This is a genomic window from Marinimicrobium koreense (assembly GCF_003762925.1).
GTDB lineage: Bacteria > Pseudomonadota > Gammaproteobacteria > Pseudomonadales > Cellvibrionaceae > Marinimicrobium > Marinimicrobium koreense.
Window position 1 is genome coordinate 2,571,703 of the sequence record NZ_RJUK01000001.1, and the last position, 21,372, is coordinate 2,593,074.

The 21,372-nt window shown below is 60.8% G+C and carries 21 protein-coding genes; 4 read left to right on the forward strand and 17 right to left on the reverse strand.

What is annotated here, in order from left to right; genetic code table 11:
- Positions 1-16: 16 nt before the first annotated feature.
- The 9 genes from gspE to ftsY all read right to left on the reverse strand — a co-directional run bounded on the left by gspE (position 17) and on the right by ftsY (position 10,193).
- Complete coding sequence (gspE, locus tag EDC38_RS11205) at positions 17-1,564, reverse strand: type II secretion system ATPase GspE (RefSeq protein ID WP_123638933.1); 1,548 nt, start codon at positions 1,562-1,564, stop codon at positions 17-19.
- An 18-nt stretch (positions 1,565-1,582) separates the two neighbouring features.
- A complete protein-coding gene (gene gspD / locus EDC38_RS11210; protein WP_246004393.1) occupies positions 1,583-3,538 on the reverse strand; it encodes a type II secretion system secretin GspD in 1,956 nt (651 codons plus the stop codon).
- A gap of 60 nt (positions 3,539-3,598) precedes the next feature.
- Complete coding sequence (gene gspC, locus EDC38_RS11215; protein WP_170162900.1) at positions 3,599-4,660, reverse strand: type II secretion system protein GspC; 1,062 nt, start codon at positions 4,658-4,660, stop codon at positions 3,599-3,601.
- Positions 4,661-4,962: 302 nt separating this feature from the next.
- Positions 4,963-5,688, reverse strand: a complete 726-nt coding sequence (gene trmB, locus EDC38_RS11220) for a tRNA (guanosine(46)-N7)-methyltransferase TrmB (protein ID WP_246004394.1) — start codon at positions 5,686-5,688, stop codon at positions 4,963-4,965.
- A 43-nt stretch (positions 5,689-5,731) separates the two neighbouring features.
- Positions 5,732-6,112 carry a DUF423 domain-containing protein gene (locus EDC38_RS11225; protein ID WP_123638581.1) on the reverse strand — a complete coding sequence of 127 codons (381 nt, stop codon included), beginning with the start codon at positions 6,110-6,112 and terminating at the stop codon, positions 5,732-5,734.
- 85 nt (positions 6,113-6,197) lie between these two features.
- The gene (gene rpoH / locus EDC38_RS11230) at positions 6,198-7,055 is read right to left on the reverse strand and encodes an RNA polymerase sigma factor RpoH (protein WP_024461577.1); all 858 of its coding nucleotides are present in this window, start codon (positions 7,053-7,055) and stop codon (positions 6,198-6,200) included.
- A gap of 296 nt (positions 7,056-7,351) precedes the next feature.
- Positions 7,352-8,359: a permease-like cell division protein FtsX gene (gene ftsX / locus EDC38_RS11235; RefSeq protein ID WP_024461578.1), complete on the reverse strand. Its 1,008-nt coding sequence runs from the start codon at positions 8,357-8,359 to the stop codon at positions 7,352-7,354.
- Positions 8,356-9,024 (reverse strand): cell division ATP-binding protein FtsE, encoded by a 669-nt coding sequence (gene ftsE, locus EDC38_RS11240; protein ID WP_024461579.1) that lies wholly within the window; start codon positions 9,022-9,024, stop codon positions 8,356-8,358. Before ftsE ends, ftsX begins: the two co-directional genes overlap by 4 nt.
- Positions 9,025-9,041: 17 nt before the next feature.
- Complete coding sequence (gene ftsY / locus EDC38_RS11245) at positions 9,042-10,193, reverse strand: signal recognition particle-docking protein FtsY (RefSeq protein ID WP_123638582.1); 1,152 nt, start codon at positions 10,191-10,193, stop codon at positions 9,042-9,044.
- A 79-nt stretch (positions 10,194-10,272) separates the two neighbouring features.
- Between ftsY and rsmD the strand changes: the two genes are divergently transcribed.
- The 3 genes from rsmD (at position 10,273) to EDC38_RS11260 (ending at position 12,402) form a co-directional block, all read left to right on the forward strand.
- Positions 10,273-10,887, forward strand: a complete 615-nt coding sequence (gene rsmD, locus EDC38_RS11250) for a 16S rRNA (guanine(966)-N(2))-methyltransferase RsmD (protein WP_425462024.1) — start codon at positions 10,273-10,275, stop codon at positions 10,885-10,887.
- A gap of 82 nt (positions 10,888-10,969) precedes the next feature.
- A complete protein-coding gene (gene coaD, locus EDC38_RS11255) occupies positions 10,970-11,461 on the forward strand; it encodes a pantetheine-phosphate adenylyltransferase (protein ID WP_024461582.1) in 492 nt (163 codons plus the stop codon).
- A 2-nt stretch (positions 11,462-11,463) separates the two neighbouring features.
- Positions 11,464-12,402, forward strand: a complete 939-nt coding sequence (locus tag EDC38_RS11260; RefSeq protein ID WP_123638583.1) for a DMT family transporter — start codon at positions 11,464-11,466, stop codon at positions 12,400-12,402.
- Here the strand turns inward: EDC38_RS11260 and mutM are convergent.
- The 5 genes from mutM to EDC38_RS11285 all read right to left on the reverse strand — a co-directional run bounded on the left by mutM (position 12,393) and on the right by EDC38_RS11285 (position 17,080).
- Positions 12,393-13,205 carry a bifunctional DNA-formamidopyrimidine glycosylase/DNA-(apurinic or apyrimidinic site) lyase gene (mutM, locus tag EDC38_RS11265; RefSeq protein WP_123638584.1) on the reverse strand — a complete coding sequence of 271 codons (813 nt, stop codon included), beginning with the start codon at positions 13,203-13,205 and terminating at the stop codon, positions 12,393-12,395. The two genes, EDC38_RS11260 and mutM, sit on opposite strands and share 10 nt — an antisense overlap.
- Before the next feature lie 169 nt (positions 13,206-13,374).
- Positions 13,375-14,664 (reverse strand): phosphate regulon sensor histidine kinase PhoR, encoded by a 1,290-nt coding sequence (gene phoR, locus EDC38_RS11270; RefSeq protein ID WP_123638585.1) that lies wholly within the window; start codon positions 14,662-14,664, stop codon positions 13,375-13,377.
- Between the two features lie 61 nt (positions 14,665-14,725).
- Positions 14,726-15,421: a phosphate regulon transcriptional regulator PhoB gene (gene phoB, locus EDC38_RS11275; protein WP_024461605.1), complete on the reverse strand. Its 696-nt coding sequence runs from the start codon at positions 15,419-15,421 to the stop codon at positions 14,726-14,728.
- Between the two features lie 136 nt (positions 15,422-15,557).
- A complete protein-coding gene (ubiA, locus tag EDC38_RS11280; protein ID WP_123638586.1) occupies positions 15,558-16,481 on the reverse strand; it encodes a 4-hydroxybenzoate octaprenyltransferase in 924 nt (307 codons plus the stop codon).
- Entirely contained in the window at positions 16,478-17,080 is a 603-nt protein-coding gene (locus EDC38_RS11285; protein ID WP_211331079.1) for a chorismate--pyruvate lyase family protein, read from the reverse strand. Before EDC38_RS11285 ends, ubiA begins: the two co-directional genes overlap by 4 nt.
- A gap of 167 nt (positions 17,081-17,247) precedes the next feature.
- Between EDC38_RS11285 and EDC38_RS11290 the strand changes: the two genes are divergently transcribed.
- Positions 17,248-18,510, forward strand: a complete 1,263-nt coding sequence (locus EDC38_RS11290; RefSeq protein WP_123638587.1) for a dicarboxylate/amino acid:cation symporter — start codon at positions 17,248-17,250, stop codon at positions 18,508-18,510.
- 14 nt (positions 18,511-18,524) lie between these two features.
- Here the strand turns inward: EDC38_RS11290 and EDC38_RS11295 are convergent, their stop codons facing one another.
- The 3 genes from EDC38_RS11295 to EDC38_RS11305 all read right to left on the reverse strand — a co-directional run bounded on the left by EDC38_RS11295 (position 18,525) and on the right by EDC38_RS11305 (position 21,207).
- Positions 18,525-18,938: an acyl-CoA thioesterase gene (locus tag EDC38_RS11295; protein WP_170162901.1), complete on the reverse strand. Its 414-nt coding sequence runs from the start codon at positions 18,936-18,938 to the stop codon at positions 18,525-18,527.
- A 22-nt stretch (positions 18,939-18,960) separates the two neighbouring features.
- Positions 18,961-19,737 (reverse strand): 2-keto-4-pentenoate hydratase, encoded by a 777-nt coding sequence (locus EDC38_RS11300; protein WP_123638589.1) that lies wholly within the window; start codon positions 19,735-19,737, stop codon positions 18,961-18,963.
- 69 nt (positions 19,738-19,806) lie between these two features.
- Positions 19,807-21,207, reverse strand: a complete 1,401-nt coding sequence (locus EDC38_RS11305) for an HDOD domain-containing protein (RefSeq protein ID WP_123638590.1) — start codon at positions 21,205-21,207, stop codon at positions 19,807-19,809.
- Positions 21,208-21,372 lie beyond the last annotated feature (165 nt).

Sequence of the window (21,372 nt, forward strand, 5' to 3'; positions counted from 1 at the left end):
CTCGCGGTTACGTCGGCTAGCTGGCGGTGGTGACCCGGAGCACTTCCTCCAGGCTGGTCACCCCGTCGAGCACGCACTGGCGACCATCATCACTGATGGACGGACTGTTCTTGCGCGCCTCGGCAATCAGTTCATGTTCACCGGCCTGTTCGTGGATCAGGTGACGCATCCGCTCATTGATTTCAATCAGCTCGTAGATCCCCTTACGGCCCCGATAACCCATGTTGTTGCACTGCTTGCAGCCCACCGGTTTGTAGATGGTGGCTCCCTCAGGCAAGTTCATCAGTTCCCGCTCGGCCTGATCGGCCTGGTGGGGCTCCCGGCAGGCCTGACACAGTTTGCGCACCAGACGCTGGGCCATGACCACTTCGAGACTGGAGGCCAGCAGGAAGGGTTCAACGCCCATGTCTTTCAGGCGCATCACCGCACCGATGGCGGTGTTGGTGTGCAGGGTGGAGAGCACTAGGTGACCGGTCAGACTGGCCTGAATGGCGATTTCGGCGGTCTCGCCGTCGCGGATCTCACCCACCATGACCACGTCCGGGTCCTGACGCAGAATCGCGCGCAGCCCGCGGGCAAAAGTCATATCGACTTTGGAGTTGACCTGGGTCTGGCCGATGCCCGGCAAGAGGTATTCCACCGGGTCCTCAATGGTCAGGATATTGCGGCTGCGGGTATTGATGTGGCTCAGGCCGGCATACAGGGTGGTGGTTTTACCCGAACCGGTAGGGCCAGTCACCAGAATGATGCCGTGGGGCTTGAGCAGGGCTTTGGCCAGCCGGTCGCGCACAAAGGGCGGCATGGCCAGCTGGTCCAGGGTCAGTTGCCCGGCCGCCTGGTCGAGCAGGCGCAATACAATCCGTTCACCGTGGGCCGAGGGGATCGTGGACACCCGGATGTCTACGGCGTGGCCCGCCAGGCGCACGGTAATCCGGCCATCCTGGGGCAGGCGCTTCTCGGCGATATCCAGGCGCGCCATAACCTTCAGGCGCGATACCAGCACCGGGGCGAGCTCGGCCTTGGGGGACAGGATTTCACTCAGTACCCCATCAATACGGAAACGCACCGACACCCGATCTTCAAACGGTTCCAGGTGAATATCCGAGGCGCCCTCGCGCACCGCCTGGGACAGGATGGCATTGATCAGGCGGATGATCGGGGCATCATCATTGCCCGCCAGCAGGTCGGTTCGATCGGCCAGATCCTCGGCCATGGACGACAGGTCGTACTCGGCCCCCAGATCCTCGGCCGCCTGTTGCGCGGCGCCATCGCCACTCTGGTAGACCTGGGTCAGGCGCCGCTGAAAATCTTCGGTGGGAATTTCTTTCAGGCGAAATTCGGTTCCAAGGTATCGTTGCAGTTCGAGCAATACATTGAGATTGAGTCCGGGACGATAGAGCAGGGTGGCTTCGGTTTCTTCCTCGTCCAGCATCACCCCATGAGTGGAGGCGAAGGAAAAGGGCAGACGCGCGTGGGCCGCGTCCTCACCGGCGCTGGCGGCCTGAACCTCCTCTTCCTCCGGCAACTCCGGTGAAGCGCTGTGCTCTTCAAACTCGTCCAGCATCGACTCTACCGCCACAGGTTACTCCTCTTCCGCCTCGTCGGCCTGATCGTCCTCGCGCTCCTCGCTCATCATGCGAATGCGTTCGGCATCGTCGACCTTTTCTTGCCATTCGGGCAGCATCGGAATGTCGTCAGTGCTGAACAGCATGCCACCTGCGCGGCGACGGTTTTCCTGCTGTTCCCGCAGCGCCTTGTACTTCTCCGCGGTGGCGCCTTTAAGCAGCTGGTCATCCTCGATCACCGTAGCGCGAATGAACACCAGCAGATTGGTCTTCGACAGGGAGTCCACCTGATTACGGAACAGGCGGCCCATGATCGGCACATCGCCCAGGAACGGCACTTTCTGCACCGAGGTCTGAATTTCCTCTTCGATCAAACCACCGAGAACCACGGTTTCACCGTTCGCCGCCAACACCTGGGTTTCCAGTTTGCGCTGGTTGGTGATCGGACCATCGGAGTTGTTCAGGTTGGACAGGCTGGACACCTCCTGGGAAATATCCAGCACCACACTGTCCCCCGCGTTCACATGCGGGGTCACCTCAAGAAGAATACCCACGTCGCGACGCTCAATGGTCCGGAAGGGGTTCCCGGGATTGCTGTTACCGCCCGTCGAGGCATAGGAACCGGTGGCGAAGGGCACGTTCTGGCCCACGGAAATCGACGCTGTGTGATTATCGGTGGTCAGCAGGTTGGGCGTCGAGAGAATGTTGGTAGAGCTGTTTTCCTGCAGCATATTGAGAATGCCCAGAAAATCGGTGCGCTCGCCAAGTCGACCTATGCCGAATATCTGTCCCTGAGTCTGGGACAGTGTCCCCGCCAGACTGACCAGTCCGTTGTCGTTATCATCATTATTGTCCAGTGCACCAACACCAATAGCGCCAAGCTGACCGCTACCAGTGGTGGAGCTGCCGAAGCCGCGCTTGTCGTCGCGGTACATCCACTGAATGCCCAACTCCCGACCATCAGTGTCTTCCACTTCCACGATGATTGCTTCGACCAGCACCTGGGCGCGACGGATATCGAGGCTATCGATCACCGCCAGCAGTGATTCCATGGTATCGCTGTTGGCGGTGATCAGCAGGGAGTTGGTGTCCTCGTCTGCCTGAACATTGGTCTCCTGACGACGGGCATTGTTGTTGCCGCCCTCTTCGGAGCGGGCGATGTTCTGCATCACGCCGTTGAGCACTTGCGCCACATTTTCCGCTTTCGCGTACTTGAGATAGACCACCCGAACATTACTGTCTTTGGTGCGCGGCCGGTCCAGACGCTCAACCAGTTGGCGAATGCGTTCGCGCTGGAGATCATCGCCGTGCACCAGCACCGCGTTGATCCGGTTGTCCGGCACCACGGTGAGTTCGGATTGACCGCCGTCTCCGGCGCCGGGCTTTTCAATCTGGGTCACGGCGCGGGCCACGTCTTCGGCCAGCGCAAACTCCAGCTCGATCAGCTCGGTTTCCACCACAGAGGACTGATCAATCTGGGAAATGATTTCTTTCAACCGAAGGATATTGGAGCGGGTGTCGGTGACGATGATGGCATTGCTGGGATCGTAGGCGGACAGGTGGCCGTGTTGGGGAACCAGCGGACGAAGGGTAGGCAGTACCTTGGAGGCACTGATATTTTCCAGCTTCAACACCTGGGTCACGTAGGTGTCATCCCCGAGCGGATTGGAGCCCAGGTCCGTGGGGACCGGCAACGACCGGGCGTCCCGGTTGGGAACGATACGCACCACATTGCCATTCTCAACGGCGGTGAACCCCTGCACATCCATCATGGACAGGAACAGCTCGTACAGCTCTTCTTTATTGACCGCATCCTGGGAAATGACCCGCACCTGCCCCCGCACCTTGGGGTCCACCAGGATGGTCTTGCCGGTGGCGTCCGCAACGAATTTGATCACTTCCTGGATATCGGTGTCCTTGAAGTTCACCGTCCAGGTCTGTTGCGCCCAGGCATTGAGACTGACGCAGAACAAAACCGCTGCTAGAGTTCCTGTCAGACGTTGCACACACACTTTCACTGGTCTTCCTCGCTGTTATTCGAGCTCGATGTCGATTGAGACTTCCTGGCCATCCCGGTCAATCAGAAGGCTGGCGGAACGGGCATCACCCATTTCGCGATAAATTTCCATGACGCGCTGCGGGCTGGTGAGTTCAACCCCATTGACCGCTTTGACCACGTCGTCGGCCTGCAGGCCAAGTGAATCAAACAGTTGCCGATCCCGACCGGGGCGGATCTTGTACCCGACGATCTGACCGTTCTCCCGGTGAATACTCATGGACACCACATCGGACAATGACTGGCTGCCCACCCGTGCGGCAACCTCATCGGCGGCGTCTTCAAGCTCCTCCTGCGGCGCTTCCCCGGTGTTACCGGGCGTCTCCGCCGGGGTATCGTAGACCGGCTCTTCGTCGCCCTCCCAGCTGCGCCCCGGGGTATCGGGCACTGGTTGGCTGGCAGCGAGGCTGCTGCTCCAGTCGTCGTCGGTATAGAGCCACAGGGATTCGTAGCGCCCGGCGTTGTTCAGGATGACCCGCAGGGGCAGTACCTTTTCCAGGGTCACGCTGCCTCGAACCGGCAACTCGTCACCGGGTGCATATATCGCCTGGTCTTTGCCATCGGCAATGATCGCACGGGCAGCGGTCTCGTCATTACTGCCCATCACGCCCCGCAGTACCAGCTTAAGGTCGGTATCTACCGCCTGATCCTCAATACTGGGGCCGCTCGCGGGACCCGCGGCTTCCCCGTCCAACGCACCGGGCTCCTCGTCGGCCGAGGCCTCGCCAAAGATATTGAGTGACGCCAGCGCCGCGATATCCACGGCTCTGGCCGAGCCGCCACTGCGCTCGGAGGTCACCGCATTCGGCGCCACTTGCGCTTTGGGAATCTCCGGCGCCGGTATCAGCACCCACAGCAGTTGGGCCAGGGTGTAGCTGAGCCACAGGACAATGAGAAATTTGGCACCAAAACGCCAGACGCCGGACGGCACCCGAGCCAGCCATACGCCCCCCTGACGCAGCCACTCGGCCAGTCGTTCACTGCGCCAGTCGGTCCCTGCGGACGCCGACGGATTGTGTTGCCTTTCTGTGTTCGACAATTGACTACTCCACGCACGCTCGAACGCGCTACCACTGGCGATCTGCCTGCGCCACGATGGTTTTATTCTTATCCGGCCACGACCACGGATTGTACCCCAGATCAGTCAGGCCCGGAAAAAGACGCCAAAGCGCAAGAGGCCTTGTAACCGATGGTTATGACACTATTATGCCAAGGTAAATTCCGCTCGCGGAAAAAACGCTCGGCGAGCATACCGTCTCTGCCCCGGAATTGAAACCGAAACCCCTCCGGAATCGCGACCAGGGTCACGTTTGGCGGGGTCTGCCGGCCATTCCCGGGTCGCTACTCAGAGACCGGGGCCCGGTACAGCAAATCCCACACACCATGCCCCAGACGGGCACCGCGCTGTTCAAATTTGGTGATGGGGCGGTAGTCGGGACGCTCCGCGTATTGCCCCGGTGCCACCGCATTGGTGAATCCCGGAGCCACCTCCATCACCGCCTGCATATGCTCGGCGTAATTCTGCCAGTCCGTCGCCAGATGAAAAACACCGCCGGGCTTGAGCTTGGTGCGCACCTTTTCGACAAAGGCCGGCTGTACGATGCGCCGCTTATGATGTTTCTTTTTGTGCCAAGGATCGGGGAAATACAGCTGAAAGCGATCAATGCTGCCCTCCGGGATGCAGTCATCCAGAACATCAATGGCGTCCGCCATATACACCCGGAGGTTATCCAGCCCGGCATCGGCAGCACCTTTGATGAGTCGCCCCACGCCGGGCGGATGCACCTCGATGCCGATAAAGTCTTTGTCCGGCTCCTGCTGTGCCATGGCCAGCAGAGAATCGCCCATCCCAAAACCGATTTCCAGCACCCGAGGGGCCACGCGGCCAAAGGTGGCCTCCAGATCCAGTCGTCCATGGTGAAGGCTCAGCCCGTAACGGGGCCAGCAATCGTCAAAGGCCGCCCGCTGCCCCTCGGTAATGCGCCCGGCCCGAATCACGTAGCTTCGAATAGCCTTGGGTTTGTACTCCGGACGAATCATCAGCCGGCTGTCATCTTGTTCAGTCATGAATTCCACTATCGTCGAATGAGTTGAGGCTTCCCAGGTCGCCTCAGGTTTTCAGGGCCCGAATGCCCACCGCCAGCAACAGGACCCAGCCCATCATGAAACACAGGCCACCCAGAGGTGTCACCGGCCCCAGCCAGCGCGGACCGCCCAGAGCCAACCCATAGAGGCTACCGGAGAACAGCAACACCCCGAGGACAAAGGCCCAACCGGCGGTCAGCAGGGAGAGCGTCGGGCCAAACCAGCGCAGCAGCGCAACCACCGCCAGCAGCGCCAGAGCGTGGTACATCTGATACTGAACCCCGGTCTCAAACGCCGACAGGGCGGACGCCGGCAGCCGGGCTTTCAGCCCGTGGGCGGCGAAGGCGCCGAGCATGACCGATAGCAGACCAAACAACGCGGCCAACACCAAAAACACAGCCGCCATAGCGCACCGCTCCCCATAAAAAGTTCAGTTACACAAAAAAGCCGCGCGAGGCGCGGCTTTTTCGAGGGCCATTGGCGGCGCTTGATCAGGCAGCCAGTATGGCAGTTTTCACCTTCTTCATGGCGTTCTTTTCCAGCTGACGGATGCGCTCGGCGGATACGCCGTACTCATCGGCCAGCTCGTGCAGGGTGGCCTTGCTTTCGCTCAGCCAGCGCCGCTGCAGAATCGCCCGGCTTCGATCGTCCAGGGTTTCCAGCGCCTTCTCCAGGTTGTTGACGCTGTTTTCCTCCCAGTTGGCGTCTTCCAACTGGGTGGCGGGATCATACCGCTTGTCTTCGAGGTAGTGGACCGGGGCCACGTAGTGGCTGTCGTCATCGTCCTCCTCACCGGCATCGAAGGCCGCATCGTAAGAAGAAAGACGCCCTTCCATCTCACGCACATGCTTGACGTCTACGCCCAGATCCTCAGCCACCGCTTCGGCTTCATCGTTGTTCAGCCACGCCAGACGCTTCTTGGCACCGCGCAGGTTGAAGAACAGCTTGCGCTGGGCCTTGGTGGTGGCCACTTTCACAATGCGCCAGTTGCGCAGAATGAACTCGTGAATCTCCGCCTTGATCCAGTGCACAGCAAAGGACACCAGACGCACACCCTTCTCCGGATTGAAGCGCTTGACCGCCTTCATCAGGCCGACGTTGCCCTCCTGGATCAGATCCCCCAAGGGCAGGCCGTAACCGTTGTAAGAGCGAGCGATGTGTACCACAAAGCGCAGGTGCGACATCACCAGATGACGCGCCGCTTCGAGGTTGCCATTGTAGTACAGGTCCTCCGCCAGCTTCTGCTCCTCTTCCGCGGCCAAAACCGGGAAGGCGCTGACAGCCTGAACGTAGGCATTTAGGTTTCCACCGGGGGAAAGTACCCCGGCCGGCATCAGGCCAGTGCTCATTCACTTACCTCCTGAGAATTTGACCGTTGAGTGTAGCACTGCAGGGTTAGACTGCCAAGCCCTGAAAAGTTCCCTTGCCTTAGCATAAAAACCTTACGAATCAGTGGGTTAGGGTAAATATAGAGGTTTGGGGTGACGGCGGATGCGGGTTATGCCGCTGCGCTCGGACCCTGCGGGTAACGGCGGATGCGCTTCGCTTATCCGCCCTACGGCCGAGCGCAGCGGTATAAATCCACGTAGGGCGGATAAGTGCGTAAGCACGCATCCGCCGCCACCACGCTATGACACTGAATACGTCAACGCGGCTCTATCTGGATCAAATGCCGCGCCACCGCCAACCAGGCCCCCACCAACCCGAGCAGGCCGGACAGCAGCACCAGCTGAAGGCTCTGGGTCAGATCCAACCCCTGAAGACGAAAATCACTCTGGTACAGGTCCGCCAATCGGGCCACCGGCCCGGACAGCCACCACAGCCCCAACGCCAGCAACACCAGCGCCAGAATGCCGCCACCGAGGCCGTACCAGAAGCCGGTATACAGGAAGGGGCGGCGCACAAACGCATCGGTGCCGCCCACCAGCTTGACCACCAGAATCTCGTCCCGGCGGTTCTCAATGGCCAGGCGGATGGTATTGCCCACCGCCAGCAGCACCCCCAGAGCCAGTAGCGCCGCCAGAGCGAGCACCACCCGCTGGCCGAGCACCATCATTTCCTGCAGGCGCTTGACCCAGGCCATATCCAGGCGCGCTTCGGCCACGATGGCCTGCCCGGACAGGTGATCCCGCAGCTCGGTGAGCGCCTCCGGGTCATTGGTGGCCGGACGCACCAGCAGCACATCCGGCAACGGGTTCTCATCCAGCCCCTCCAGCACCCGACCGAGGCCCGAATAGGACTTGAACTCCTCCAGTGCCGCACTGGGTGGCACATGCTCCACCTGGTCCACCCGCGCATCCTCGTTCAGCGAGGTACGCAGCGCGTCAATCGCCTCAGGACGGGAATCCCGCACCAGAAAAACCGACATCTGCCCGGAATCCTGCCAGCTGTAACCCAGATTCTGGACGTTGCTCAACACCAGATACAGCGCGGCGGGCAGGGCCACGGCGACGGCCACCACCAGCCAGGTGAGCAAGCTCTGCAGGGGCGTGCGAAACAGCCGCTGCAGACTCTCCACCGCAGTCGTGCTGTGGTGGGCCTGCCAGGAATCGAGCCGATCGGTCAGCCGGGTGCGACTCTGACTCGCGCCCTGGCTGCGTGGCTTCGCCGCCGGAGCGGCGGTTTTACGGGCAGTGGGTCGACGGGGGCTCACGGCAGGACTCCATCGTGTGCCACCTGACCGCCGGAGAGGCCGAGCACCCGTTTGTTCATGCGCTTGAGCAGGGCCAGATCGTGACTGGCGATCATCACCGTCACACCCACTTCGTTGAACTGCTCGAACAGGTTCATGATATCCGCGGACAGCTCAGGGTCCAGGTTACCGGTCGGTTCATCCGCCAGCAGCAGCGGCGGCTTGTTGACCACGGCCCGGGCAATGCCCACCCGCTGTTGTTCACCACCGGAGAGCATGATCGGGTTGTGCCGCTCCTTGCTGAGCAGCCCCACCTTGTCCAGCGCCGCACGCACCCGACGGCCGACTTCCGAAGCCTGATAGCCGGCAATCTGCAGGGGCAGGGCGACGTTATCGAACACCGTGCGGTCGAACAGCAATTGGTGGTTCTGAAAAACCACGCCCACCTTGCGGCGGAAGTAAGGAATATGTCGGCGAGACAGCCGGTTGAGGTTGCGATCATCAATGAACACCTGCCCCTGGGTGGGGCGCTCCATCAGCATGATCAGCTTCATCAGGGTACTTTTACCCGCCCCGGAATGACCGGTGAGAAACAGCATCTCCCCCCGGGCCACGTCGAAACTGACCCGGGAAAGGGCATCCTGGCCGCTGCCGTAGCGTTTGCTGACGTTATCGAACCGAATCACGCGGACACTCTCCTCGGTCAGCCGCGCTGCTCGCCAAACAGGGCATTGACGAACGGCTCGGCGGCGAAGGGTTGCAGATCATCCACCCCCTCGCCGACGCCGATAAAGCGCACCGGCAAATTGAACTCCTTGCTGAGCGCGAAGATCACACCGCCCTTGGCGGTGCCATCAAGTTTGGTCAGCACCAGCCCGGTGACGCCGGCGGACTGAATGAATTCCCGCGCCTGACTGACCGCGTTCTGGCCGGTGCCTGCATCGAGCACCAGGAGCACTTCATGGGGGGCGGTCTCGTCAATTTTGGCCATGACCCGTTTGACCTTGGCCAGCTCGTCCATCAGGTGACTTTTGTTGTGCAGCCGACCGGCGGTATCGGCAATCAGCACGTCGGTGCCGCGGGCCTTGGCGGCCTGCAGCGCGTCGAACACCACCGAGGCACTGTCCGCCCCGGTGTGCTGGGCGATCACCGGCACATTATTGCGCTCGCCCCAAACCTGGAGCTGCTCAACAGCGGCCGCCCGGAAGGTATCCCCGGCGGCGAGCATGACTTTTTTGTCCTGGTTTTGCAGATGTTTGGCCAGCTTGCCGATGGTGGTGGTTTTACCCACGCCGTTCACACCCACCACCAGAATCACATAGGGGGTTCTGGATGAGTCAACCACCAGGGGCGACTCCACCGGCGCCAGCAATTCCGACAACTGCTCGCGCAGGGCCTTGAACAGGGACTCGGGGTCATTCAACTGCTTGCGAGCGACCCGGTCAGTCAGGTTGTCGATGATGTCGGTGGTGGCCTCATAGCCCACATCGGCCACCAGCAATTGGGATTCGATTTCCTCCAGCAGCTCATCGTCGATGGTCTTACTGCCCAGAATCAGATTCCCCAGCCCCTCGGAAAAGTGGCTGCTGGTGCGGCTCAGGCCGGCCTTGATACGGGCGAACAGGCCTTTTTTGGGCTTGGGGTCTTCCGGGGTGTCGCGGGCCGGGTCGGACGCAGCCTGTTGGGGCTCAGCCTCTCCAGACTTTCCAGACTCTGCGGGCTCTCTAGACGCTGAGGGCTCTTCAGTCGCTGATGGCTCTACCGACTCAGGCGCCTCCGGTGACGATGCCTCGGATGAGGGTTCCTGGCCTTCGGACGCCTCGGGCGTAGGCTTCTTGCGTTTGAAAAACAACATAAGCGAACGGGTCTACCTTTAAGGAACGGGCGGAAAGGCGCTATCCTACCACTTCTACCCGGTTCAGAGAGAGGCCCCATTGACCCGCACCCGAAAAGCGCCCCAGCGAAGCGTGACCCAATCCGCAAAACCTACCCCGGTCAGCCAACCCCTGCGCATCATTGGCGGTCAGTGGCGGGGCCGCAAGCTTACCTTTCCAGCGGTGGACGGGTTGCGCCCGACCGGCGACCGGATTCGCGAAACGCTGTTCAACTGGCTGGCCCCCTTCCTGCCCGGCGCCCACTGTCTGGACCTGTTTGCCGGCTCCGGAGCCCTGGGGTTTGAAGCCCTGTCCCGGGGCGCCGATGAAGCCTTGCTTCTGGAGCGAGACCCCAGCGCCGCCGCTCAGTTGCGCGAGAATCTCAAGACGCTGAAAACTACCGCCGGCGAGGTGATTCAGGCCGACAGTATCGAGTGGCTCACCACAGCGCCGGCCACGCCGTTTGATGTGGTCTTTGTCGACCCGCCGTTTCAACACGACCTCTGGCAGATCAGCATCGACCGCCTGGCCGAGGGCGGCTGGCTGACGCCGGATGCTGCGGTCTATATCGAGTCGGAACCGGACACCCCCATCGTCGTCCCCGAACACTGGCACCTGCACCGGGACAAAACCAGCGGCCAGGTTCGCTATCGGCTATATTTCGTAGACCACTGACCGGCACGCACCAGAAACTGGCGCCCCGAGGGCAAATTCATTACCATCACCGCCTTTGATGACCGCAACCAAGAGACTTCCCATGCGCACAGTGGTTTATCCCGGCACTTTCGACCCGATTACCAATGGCCATATCGATCTGGTGGAAAGGGCCTGCCGACTGTTTGATCGGGTGATTATCGGTGTCGCGGAAAGTCCGCGTAAGCGCCCTCTCTTCAGTCTGAACGAGCGCGTCTCCCTGGCCCGGGACACCCTCAGCCACCTGAGCAACGTCGAGGTGTGCGGTTTTGATTCCCTACTGGTGGACTTTGTCCACGAGAAAAAGGCCCAGGCCGTGCTGCGCGGTTTACGGGCGGTCTCCGATTTCGAATACGAATTCCAGTTGGCCAATATGAATCGCGCCCTGGAACCCAACATGGAAAGCCTGTTTCTGACGCCCGCCGAACATCTGTCTTTTATCTCCTCATCCATTGTGAGGGAAATTGCCAGCCTCAACGGCGACGTCAGCAAGTTTGTTCCCCACCAGGTTGAAACGGCACTGGCCCACAAGTTCGGCCACAAACCCCACCACTGAGCATGATCCGCGACTCGCTTTTCGGTCGCCGCCACTGGGTCATCGCCACGGCGGTGTTCTGCTGTTTTCTCTGGGGTAGTGCCTATCCCGCGATCAAAACCGGCTACCAGTTGATGGCCATGGCGGCCACCGACACCGCCTCCCAGATGCTGTTTGCCGGCTACCGGTTTCTCGGCTCCGGCGTCATTCTGCTGGTATTGGCGGCCCTGATGGGCAAGTCCCTGTGGCGCTTCTCCGCCCGCGAGTGGGGTCAGCTCGCTCTGCTAGGGCTGCTGCAGACCACGCTTCAGTATGTGTTTTTCTACATTGGCCTGGCCCACGCCACGGGCGTCAAAGCGGCGATCATGAATTCCACCGGCACCTTCTTTACGGTGCTGCTCGCGCATTTCATTTACCGCAACGACAAGCTCAGTACCGGCCGAAGCCTCGGCTGTCTGATCGGCTTTGCGGGGGTGGTACTGATCAACCTGGGGCAGGGCCCCCTGGACTTTGATGTCACCCTGCTGGGCGAGGGTTTTATCGCCATCGCTGCCCTGGTGCTGTCGATCTCCCTGATGTACGGCAAGCGCTTGTCCCAACACATCGACCCGATGGTCATGACCGCCCAACAGTTGACCATCGGCGGCGTGGTTCTGATTGGTATTGGGTTGAGCGGCGGTGGAGATATTCCCCGGCTTACTGCCACCAGCGGGGTGTTGTTTTTCTATCTGATGGCACTGTCCGCCGCGGCCTTTGCGCTGTGGAGCTTCCTGCTCAAGCACAACCCCGTGGGGCAGGTGATTCCCTTCCAGTTTCTGATTCCGATCTTCGGCGCGGGCCTCTCGGCGCTGTTTCTCGGGGAAACCATCCTGGCCTGGAAAAACCTGCTGGCGCTGGTCTTGGTTTGCGGGGGGATCTGGTTGGTGACGCGGCCCGCATCACCCATGACCGTTCAGCGCTGACAGTCGGTGCAATACACCGTCGTCCGGTTGTTCATCCGGATTTCTTTCAGCGCCTTACCGCACTGCTTGCAGGGCTCGGTGCCTCGACCATAAACCAGCAACTGCTGTTTGAAGTAGCCCGGCTGGCCATCGCCGCCAACGAAGTCCCTCAACGTAGTGCCACCTTGATCAATGGAGCGTTGCAGCACAAATCGAATTTGCGCAACCAACAGTTCGCTCTGCCGCTTGGTCAGCGTTGAGGCTTTCCGGATGGGCTTGATTCCCGCCATATACAGCGCCTCGTTGGCGTAGATGTTTCCCACCCCCACGACGGTTTTACTGTCCATCAGAAACTGCTTGATGGGAACCCGGCGCTTGCGACTGCGCTGGAATAAGTACTCAGGCGTAAAGTCCTCTCCCAACGGTTCCGGCCCGAGGCTTGCCAGCAGGCTGTGCCCGTAGGGATCCGATTCTACCCAGAGCAGGCAACCAAAGCGGCGCGGGTCACAGTAGCGCAGCACACGGTTGCCAAAGGCGATATCGAAGTGATCGTGAAAGCGCGGCGGCTCGTCAGGTTTTACGATGCGCAGACTGCCGGACATACCCAGGTGAATCAGTGCGGTGCCACTGTCGAACCCCAGCAGCAGGTATTTCCCCCGACGTCCGACCTCGCGCAGTCGCTTGCCCTGTATTGCCGCCGCGAGCGGTTCGGATACCGGCCAGCGCAGCTTGGGCTGACGGATGGCGACCTCGGTAACGGTTCGGCCTTCGATGTGGGGAGCAATACCCCGGCGGGTGGTTTCGACTTCGGGTAGTTCGGGCATAGCAATCTGGGGGGTTGGGTTTGGCCGGGTACTATAGCACGCTCTGGGGTCGTGTTGACCGGGGGAGGTTTTGGTATGGCGTGCGCGCTCTGCGGTTGGGTGACGGCGGATGCGGCTACGCATTATCCGCCCTACGCGGCCCACGGGTGTGGGGCGCCGCATGGGCGCCTTACTCGGTGGGGGGCTGGCTGAAGATGCAGGTGAAGGTGCTGCCCACGCCCACTTCGCTGCTGATCTGCAGCTCTCCGTCGTGGCGCAGCAGGACATGTTTGACGATGGCCAGGCCCAAGCCGGTGCCACCGGTGCCGCTGTTGCGGCTCTGTTCCACACGGTAAAAGCGCTGGGTCAAGTGCGGAATGTGTTTGCTATCGAAACCCGGGCCGTTGTCCTGCACGGAGAAAAAAATCTGCCGGTGCGCCTGCCACAAGCGCATGGCAATCTTGCCACCGGCCGGAGTGTATTTCACGGCATTGGTTACCAGGTTGGAGAAGGCACTGTGCAGTTCTTTTTCGTTGCCCATAAGCTGCAAGTCGGGCGACTCGCATTTCAGTGAAATTTCATGCCCTCGTTCGCCACTGAGTGCCGTGGCCTCGGAGCGAATCGCTTGCAGTAACGGTTCCAACTTCACCGGCTTGTGGTTGTAACCCGACTCCGTGGTTTCCAGTTTGGACAAGGTAATCAAGTCGTTGATCAACAGCGACATGCGCTTTGATTGCTGCTGCATCTGATCCAGCGCCCGCCGCCATGGCGGCGTCAGATCGGTACCACTGTCCGACAGGGTTTCCAGGTAGCCACTGATGACGGTCAGCGGGGTGCGCAGCTCGTGGCTGACGTTGGCCACAAAGTCCTGACGCATCTGTTCCAGCTTATGCAGTTGAGTCACATCACGCACCACGATCAGTCGTTCGTTGCGGCCAAAGCGGGTGATCTGAAACTGCAGACGTTTGGAGGTGAAACGTGGCGAGGGAATTTCCAGCGGCTCGCTGTAGTTGCCCTCTTCGAAGTAATTCACAAACTTGGGGTGGCGAATGAAGTTGATGACCGATTTGCCCTGATCACTGCTGTGAAAACCGAGTAGTCTCTGGGCGGAGGGATTCCACCAGTCCAGGCAGCCGCGCCAGTCGAGCACAATCACGCCATCGCGCAGCGCCGCGCTGGTTTCCTGAACACGGTTGATGACCGCCTGCAGGCTGTTTTTCTCCTGCACCTGACGGCGTTGCAGGTGATAGATATTGTCGAACAGGTCGCCCCAGATACCGCTCGATTCCGGTGGCGGCTCGTCATTGTTGCGCAGCAACCATTTATTCAACCGGCGGATCTGCCACACCATCCAGGAGACGTACAGCAGACTGCCCGCCAGTAGTGCCCACACCACATGATCGAACCAGAAGCCGACCAGGGCGCACAGGAAAAGGATTATCAGCAGGCGCCGAACTTCGACGCTGTAACCACGCAGCAAAATAACCGGCCTCTTCAGGGAGCCAATGCACAGGCCCCGCGATTCAACGGATGTTCAGGAATCAACCTGCCTGGGTCGAAAACCGGTAGCCGGTGCCGCGTACGGTCTGCACCAGATTCTCGTGGTCGTCTATGGCCAGAGCCTTGCGCAGGCGCCGGATGTGAACATCCACCGTGCGCTCCTCCACATAGACATTGCCACCCCAGACATGATCGAGCAACTGGCTGCGAGTATAAGCTCTTTCCTGGTGCGTCAGGAAGAACTCCAGCAACCGATACTCGGTCGGGCCAATATCCACCGGCCGGTTGTTGATGGTGACCCGGTGGCTGGCGGGGTCCAGGCACAGGCCCTGAACCCGGATGGGATTGCCATTGACCTGGGGGTCGGCCCGGCGCAATACCGCTTTGAGGCGCGCCACCAACTCCCGGGGAGAGAAAGGCTTGGTGATGTAGTCGTCGGCGCCGACTTCCAGACCCTGGATCTTGTTATCTTCCTCACCCTTGGCGGTGAGCATGATGATGGGGACTTCCGCGGTCACCTCCTCGCGCTTGAGCCGGCGGGCCAACTCAATGCCACTGGTACCGGGCATCATCCAGTCCAGCAGCACCAGATCGGGCCGCTCGTCGACGATCAGCTCCAGCGCCTCCTGGGCATTACTGGCTTCGAGACACTCGTAATCCGCCATCTCCAGGGCCACCCGGAGCATGTCGCGAATTGCGGCTTCGTCGTCAACTATGAGAATCCTGCGCCCTGCCATAATACCTGCCTGTCATCAGTGAACGATCGGGACGGCGGCATGACGCCGGCGCCCCGAGGTTGGAAATCAACCTTCGCGCCAGCGTATTTAATAAACTCAGTGTTACACAATTATGACAAAGCGGAAATGAATAAGGTTATTGTGACACCATGAAGTCAATCACGATGCCCGCAAAAATGACAAAGCCCACCCAATTGTTGTTCAGAAAGGCTCGAAAACAGGGGTCCCGTTCCCGAAAGCGGATCAGGTACTGATGGTAGCCAAAGAGCCCGGCCGCCGCGACCAGCCCCAGATAATAGGGAACACCCAACTCAAAGCGCCCGCCTACCATCACCAGCGCGTACAGAGTCAGCCCCTGCAGCACCGCCACCATGGCCCGGTCCAGATCGCCAAACAGGACCGCCGTGGACTTTATGCCCACCTTGAGGTCATCGTCCCGATCCACCATGGCATAGAGGGTGTCATACACCACCGTCCAGAGCAGCACGGCGGTGTACAGCAGCCAGACGTCCGTGCCCAGACTGCCCCGCTGGGCGGCAAACGCCATGGGAATGGCCCAGGCAAACGCGGCCCCGAGCACCACCTGCGGCAAGTGGGTGTAGCGCTTCATGAAGGGGTAGCAGAACGCCAGGGCGACCCCGCCCAGGGAGAGCTTCACGGTGAACGTATCGGTAAAAAGCACCAGGACAAAGGCCAGCAGACAGAGCCCCACAAACAGACTGAGCGCTTCCCGCTCCGAGACTTCGCCAGTGGCCATAGGGCGGGCTTTGGTCCGTTTGACATGGCCATCGAAATGCCGATCGGCATAATCGTTGATCACGCAACCAGCCGAGCGCATGACAAACACCCCCAGCACGAAGATGACCAGCAGATCCCAGTCCGGCACGCCGCCGGCCGCCAGCCAGAGTGCCCAGAGGGTAGGCCAGAGCAACAGAAAACTGCCGATGGGACGGTTCAACCGGGTCAGGCGCAGATAGGCGGACAGCCTCCCGCGCCAATCGATTCGGGACGAACTCGAGCCGCCACGACGGCGGGGGCTTTGAGCTGACGGTCGTTTCATAGACTCACACGCTCCAAAAAGGCGGGCAAAAACACTTCACTGACCAGCAGCGGGCGCCCCTCCAGGCGAAAGACGGACCGCCTCCCCCATAGGGTCTCACCCCGCTGCAATGACGGCGGCACGTAGCGCTGGCCGGGCTTCAACCGGCTGATTTCCATCGGCTCGCGCTCCAGGTCGGGCTGGCGAAACAGAAAGCCCCCCAGGGGCCGGGTGTTCAACTGACGCAACTGGCGTAACCGCCCCTTGAGGCTGCTCAGGGGCAGCAGGCTGCGGGCAAATACCCAGGATTCGCCCTTGCCCATCAGGATCACTTCCCGAACCAACACCCAGCGGCCGGGGCCGACCCCCAGACACCGGCGTTCGGACACATCCGGCCGGGCCAACCCCTGACGCAACACGCGGACCCGGAACTCCCCCTGACTGAACGCCATCAGCTTGGCCGTCAGAGAGCCCTGATCCAACAGCCAGGGCCTAAGGGCATCCGGCCAGCGGCCCTGTCGCCCCTGACTGGCCGGATGCCAGCGAGGCGCCTGCACGCCCGGCGCAAACCCTCCGGCCGCCGGGCGACTGGCCGGTAATACTGGAATGTCCTGTGTCAAAAATGCCTCCCACTGGCATGGCGTTCGCCGTAGCTGGCCGGCGCTGCATAAGCTCACATCGGCGGCTATTCTAACAGCTTCCCTAAGCCCTGCAGGCGGTGGGCGACTTTACCCGGCCGGCCGGGATTGCTTTAATGGCCGCTTCTTTATACCGATAAGAGTCCGCTATGACCCTGACCAAACGCATTCTGCTCGCCATGATTCTCGGTGTCGGCACGGGGGTGCTGATTCACCTGATCGCACCCTCCGAGGATCATTTTCTGCGCGCCTGGCTGGCCCGGGGTCTGTTCGATGGCATCGGCCAGGTGTTTATCGCCTCCCTGACCCTGTTGGTGGTTCCGCTGGTATTCGTCTCTCTGGTGTGCGGCAGCGCCGCGCTGGGAGGGCACAGCCGCATGGGGGCTCTGGCGATCAAGACCATCGGCCTCTACCTGGCCACCACGGCGGTGGCCATTACCCTCGCCCTGGGCATTGGCCAGCTGGTTAAACCGGGAGAAGGCATTGATATGCCCGGTGAAGTGGAAGAGTTTCAAGTCGCCGACAAGCCGTCCTTGAAAGATACCCTGGTGGGTATCTTTCCCAGCAACCCGGTGGAGGCCATGGCCGAGGGCAATATGCTGCAGGTGATCGTCTTTGCCCTGCTGCTCGGCATCGCCATCTCCCGCAGTGAGCACAAAGCCTCCCACTACATGCAGGAATTTTTCGGGCACCTGAACACGGTGGTCCTGAAGCTGGTGATGATTCTGATGCACCTGGCGCCCTACGGTGTCTTCTGTCTACTCGCCAAACTGTTTGCCGATCTGGGCTGGAGCGCCATCGCCGACCTGGCACTGTACTTTTTTACCCTGCTGTTTGTGTTGCTCTTACAGGGGCTGGGGGTTTACAGCCTGTTGCTCAAGCTGCTCACTGGCCTGAACCCGGCGATTTTTCTGCGCAAGATGCGCTCGGTGATGGTGTTCGGTTTCAGTACCGCCTCCAGCAATGCGACCATACCCGTTACCCTGCGTACGGTGGAACAGGACCTTGGGGTGGACAACCGGGTGGCCTCGTTTTCGGTGCCGCTGGGTGCCACCATCAATATGGATGGCACCGCCATCATGCAAGGCGTCGCGACAGCGTTTATCGCCCAGGTGTACGGTATCGATATCGGCCTGATGGGTTATCTGATGGTGGTGCTGACCGCGACCCTGGCGTCGATCGGCACCGCCGGGGTACCCGGCGTTGGGATGATCACCCTGGCGATGGTGTTGCAGCAGGCCGGCCTGCCGGTGGAGGGCGTCGCGCTGATCATCGGGGTGGACCGGCTGCTGGATATGGTGCGTACCGCGGTCAATGTGACCGGTGATGCGATGGTGTCGACGGTGGTGGCGAACAGCGAAAAGCTGCTCGACCGGAAGCAGTTCGAGCGCCCGATCTCCAACGAGGACTGACGCTCACGACTCAATCAGGAGGTAAACCACGTCCGAATGGAATCGGGCAGGGGCCGGGATTTGCCATCGGCGCCAACCCAGACCACCTTGGAGTGGGCTTCGGCGCAGGGCTGTTCGAGGTTGTCGGTGGTATAGAGCCGGTAATAGGCCACAAAACTGGACCGGCCCGGCTCCGCCGCGTAGCAGTCGATACGAAGGGTCGCCGGGTAGACCACCGGACGCAGAAAGGTACATCCAACGGTCACCACCACCGGGTAGCTATCCGCCGCCAGCGTGATGCCAGCCCGGGACAACCATTGAAAACGCGCTTCTTCGCAATAGCGCAGATACAACGTGTTATTGACGTGCCCGAAGGCATCCATATCACCCCAACGCAGTGGAATATCACAGGAAAAATTGGGTTGTTCGGGTAACTGGTCGGCTTTCATCCGGCGTCTCTCCGTCCCTGAATCACGCTTCAATGCGCGCCTTGAATGACACGCTGATCTCGCCCAGCTCACCGAACTGGACCCGCACCGGCTCCTCCATCGGCGCCTCGAGCACACCAGCATAGGAGCCGGTAATGATGATCTCACCGGCTTTCATGCCTTGCCCCCGGCTGCGCAGGAACTCCACCAGCCAATACAGCGGCGCCCGAGGCTGGGTATTGGGATGGCGCCCCTGGTGGTGCTCGGGCCCTGCGCTGCGGGTGTGCAGCGTAATGGGAAGCTCGCTCGCCTCCAGAGCCAACTCCGGGTCCACTTCCGGGCCGATGAACAACCCCTGATTCAGCAGGCCGTCAGCCAACATTTCGGGAAACGCCGCTTCGGCCGGATCGGCGTAACGGCTGTGAATCAGTTCGAGCACCAAGTGGGTGTGGGCAATGGCCTGATCCACTTCGCTATCGCTGTAGGGGTAGTCTCTGGGCGGCAGGTCCCGACCCAGCACAAAAGCCAACTCCGGCTCAATCCGCGCAAAGCCCTCCGGCGCCCATACCGAAACCGGGGCGCCCCGGTGAATGTCCTCGGCATGAATCGGTGCCACCACCAGGCGGCCAGGCGGTGGTTCAAGGCATTTCCAGCCACCGACCTGCGCCCCCAGATCCCGGGTGACCTCGGCCTGAATGGCCAGGGCAGACTCAAGATCCTCGGGGCGACAGTCCTTGGGCAGGCGTTCCGCCTGAACCCCACTGCGACGTCGTTCTGCCAGAATACGGGCCGCCTTGGCGATCCCTGACGGGTGCAACATAGCGTCTTCTCTCGACTGAAGGAGCCACCTTGGTGGTTGGCCCCGCGCTAACGATGGTGGCGACGGCGGTTAGCGGGGGCTGAGCTGTAAAGCAATGTGGTCCAGATCGTCCAGGGACTCCATCACGTTAGTGACGGTCGCCTGAGCCTTGTCCGGATCGAGGTGCAGATCGGCAAACACCGAGGCCGGGATTTCCAGCTTCGGCCCCAGACCCACGCCCTGCTGAAGCAATAACCGTTCGGCGACATAAATCAATTTGGCGTACTGGTGGTGCTCGCCCTGGTAGCGGGGATTGTTCTGGTGACGCAAGGCAACAACCACCTCGTCCGGCATGGACCAGAGCGACATCAGGGTGCTGGCGAGCTGCTCGCGAGTCACGCCCAACAGGTGTCGTTCGATCGGCTGGTGCGTACTGTGCGGATTGGCTTCGGTCATCCGGCAGTACTGACTGAAGTAGGGGGGAAACAGCTCTGCGAGAATCAGGAAGCCGAAGTTATGCAGCAGACCGGACAGGTAAGCCATGCCGAACGTGGGCCGCTGCTCTCGGGGAATCGCGGTCACCAACCCTTCAATGGTGGCCGCCATGTACACCGACTTTTGCCAGTAACCCAGATACCCCTCCGGGCCGTCTTTGGGCATGCTCAGGCTTCGTCCCAGGGCAAGCCCCAGTGCCAGGTTGAGCACCATATCAAAGCCCAGTACCCGGACGATGGCATCGTGAATGGATTTGATTTTGCCGGGGGCGGAATAGTAGGGCGAAGCCGCCCAGCTCACCACCTGAGCGGCCAGACTCGGGTCGGTTTCCACCACCTGGGCCAGGTCGCTGATGTCGGCGTTGGGGTCCACCCGCAGGTTGATGATCCGCTGCGCCGTTTCGGACAGCGGCGGCAGTTCCAGGGTTTCCTCCAGGCGCTGCCGGATGCGAAGTTGCGTAAAGTTGCGCACCGCGCCGAGAATCTGTTCCTCATCCCGCTCCGCACTGATATCCACTTCCAGTGGGTCCAGAGGCGTGGCGATATCACAGATGATGGCGTCTTCGAGAACCTGCTGAAAATCATCCCGGTTGATGTGCAACAACTGGGCATCGTCCCCGGAGTCGAGCAGCAGACTTTCCCGGCGTAACAACTGTTTGTCCACCAGCGTCGGGAGACCGGCCAGCTTGGGCAGCGCGGGCACCGACTGCAGGCTGTAGGTATCACAGAACTGACGCACCGCATCCTGATTGGTCGCCCGAAGCTCCCGATCCATCTGCCGATTGACGGCGTTCAGATCGAGCAGCGTGTCGGCGGAAATCACTGCGAGGATGCGACCTTTTTCGTCTTCAAGAAGAACCGCTTTGGCGGCCCCGACATTGCGCAGATGCTGGTCGTGCCACAGCGGTTGATTGTTGGCATCCACCGGGGCGGTGGCCAGGTCATAGTGGATATTTTGGCTGTTCAGCAACGATTCAACGCTGGTGGGTAGCGGCACGTTTGACTCCTTTTTGTTCAACAGACGCCCGTTCTTGATCTGGCTCGGCCAGTGTCGCCGAAAATTACGACTCCGATGTGACGTTCAGTGTGTAAGAAGCCGGGCGCTTGATCAAGCGTTTTATGCACAGGTTCTGTTTATTGAAGCCCGCCAGACGCGGGCTGT

Bases quoted from the DNA above. Each gene is read 5' to 3' on its own strand.
- gspE (WP_123638933.1), bottom strand. From the start codon at position 1,564: ATGCTGGACGAGTTTGAAGAGCACAGCGCTTCACCGGAGTTGCCGGAG.
- EDC38_RS11290 (WP_123638587.1), top strand. From the start codon at position 17,248: ATGACCCTGACCAAACGCATTCTGCTCGCCATGATTCTCGGTGTCGGC.
- rpoH (WP_024461577.1), bottom strand. From the start codon at position 7,055: ATGAGCACTGGCCTGATGCCGGCCGGGGTACTTTCCCCCGGTGGAAAC.
- mutM (WP_123638584.1), bottom strand. From the start codon at position 13,205: ATGCCCGAACTACCCGAAGTCGAAACCACCCGCCGGGGTATTGCTCCC.
- ubiA (WP_123638586.1), bottom strand. From the start codon at position 16,481: ATGAAACGACCGTCAGCTCAAAGCCCCCGCCGTCGTGGCGGCTCGAGT.
- coaD (WP_024461582.1), top strand. From the start codon at position 10,970: ATGCGCACAGTGGTTTATCCCGGCACTTTCGACCCGATTACCAATGGC.
- EDC38_RS11295 (WP_170162901.1), bottom strand. From the start codon at position 18,938: ATGAAAGCCGACCAGTTACCCGAACAACCCAATTTTTCCTGTGATATT.
- EDC38_RS11260 (WP_123638583.1), top strand. From the start codon at position 11,464: ATGATCCGCGACTCGCTTTTCGGTCGCCGCCACTGGGTCATCGCCACG.
- EDC38_RS11225 (WP_123638581.1), bottom strand. From the start codon at position 6,112: ATGGCGGCTGTGTTTTTGGTGTTGGCCGCGTTGTTTGGTCTGCTATCG.
- trmB (WP_246004394.1), bottom strand. From the start codon at position 5,688: ATGACTGAACAAGATGACAGCCGGCTGATGATTCGTCCGGAGTACAAA.
- ftsY (WP_123638582.1), bottom strand. From the start codon at position 10,193: ATGTTGTTTTTCAAACGCAAGAAGCCTACGCCCGAGGCGTCCGAAGGC.
- EDC38_RS11300 (WP_123638589.1), bottom strand. From the start codon at position 19,737: ATGTTGCACCCGTCAGGGATCGCCAAGGCGGCCCGTATTCTGGCAGAA.
- phoB (WP_024461605.1), bottom strand. From the start codon at position 15,421: ATGGCAGGGCGCAGGATTCTCATAGTTGACGACGAAGCCGCAATTCGC.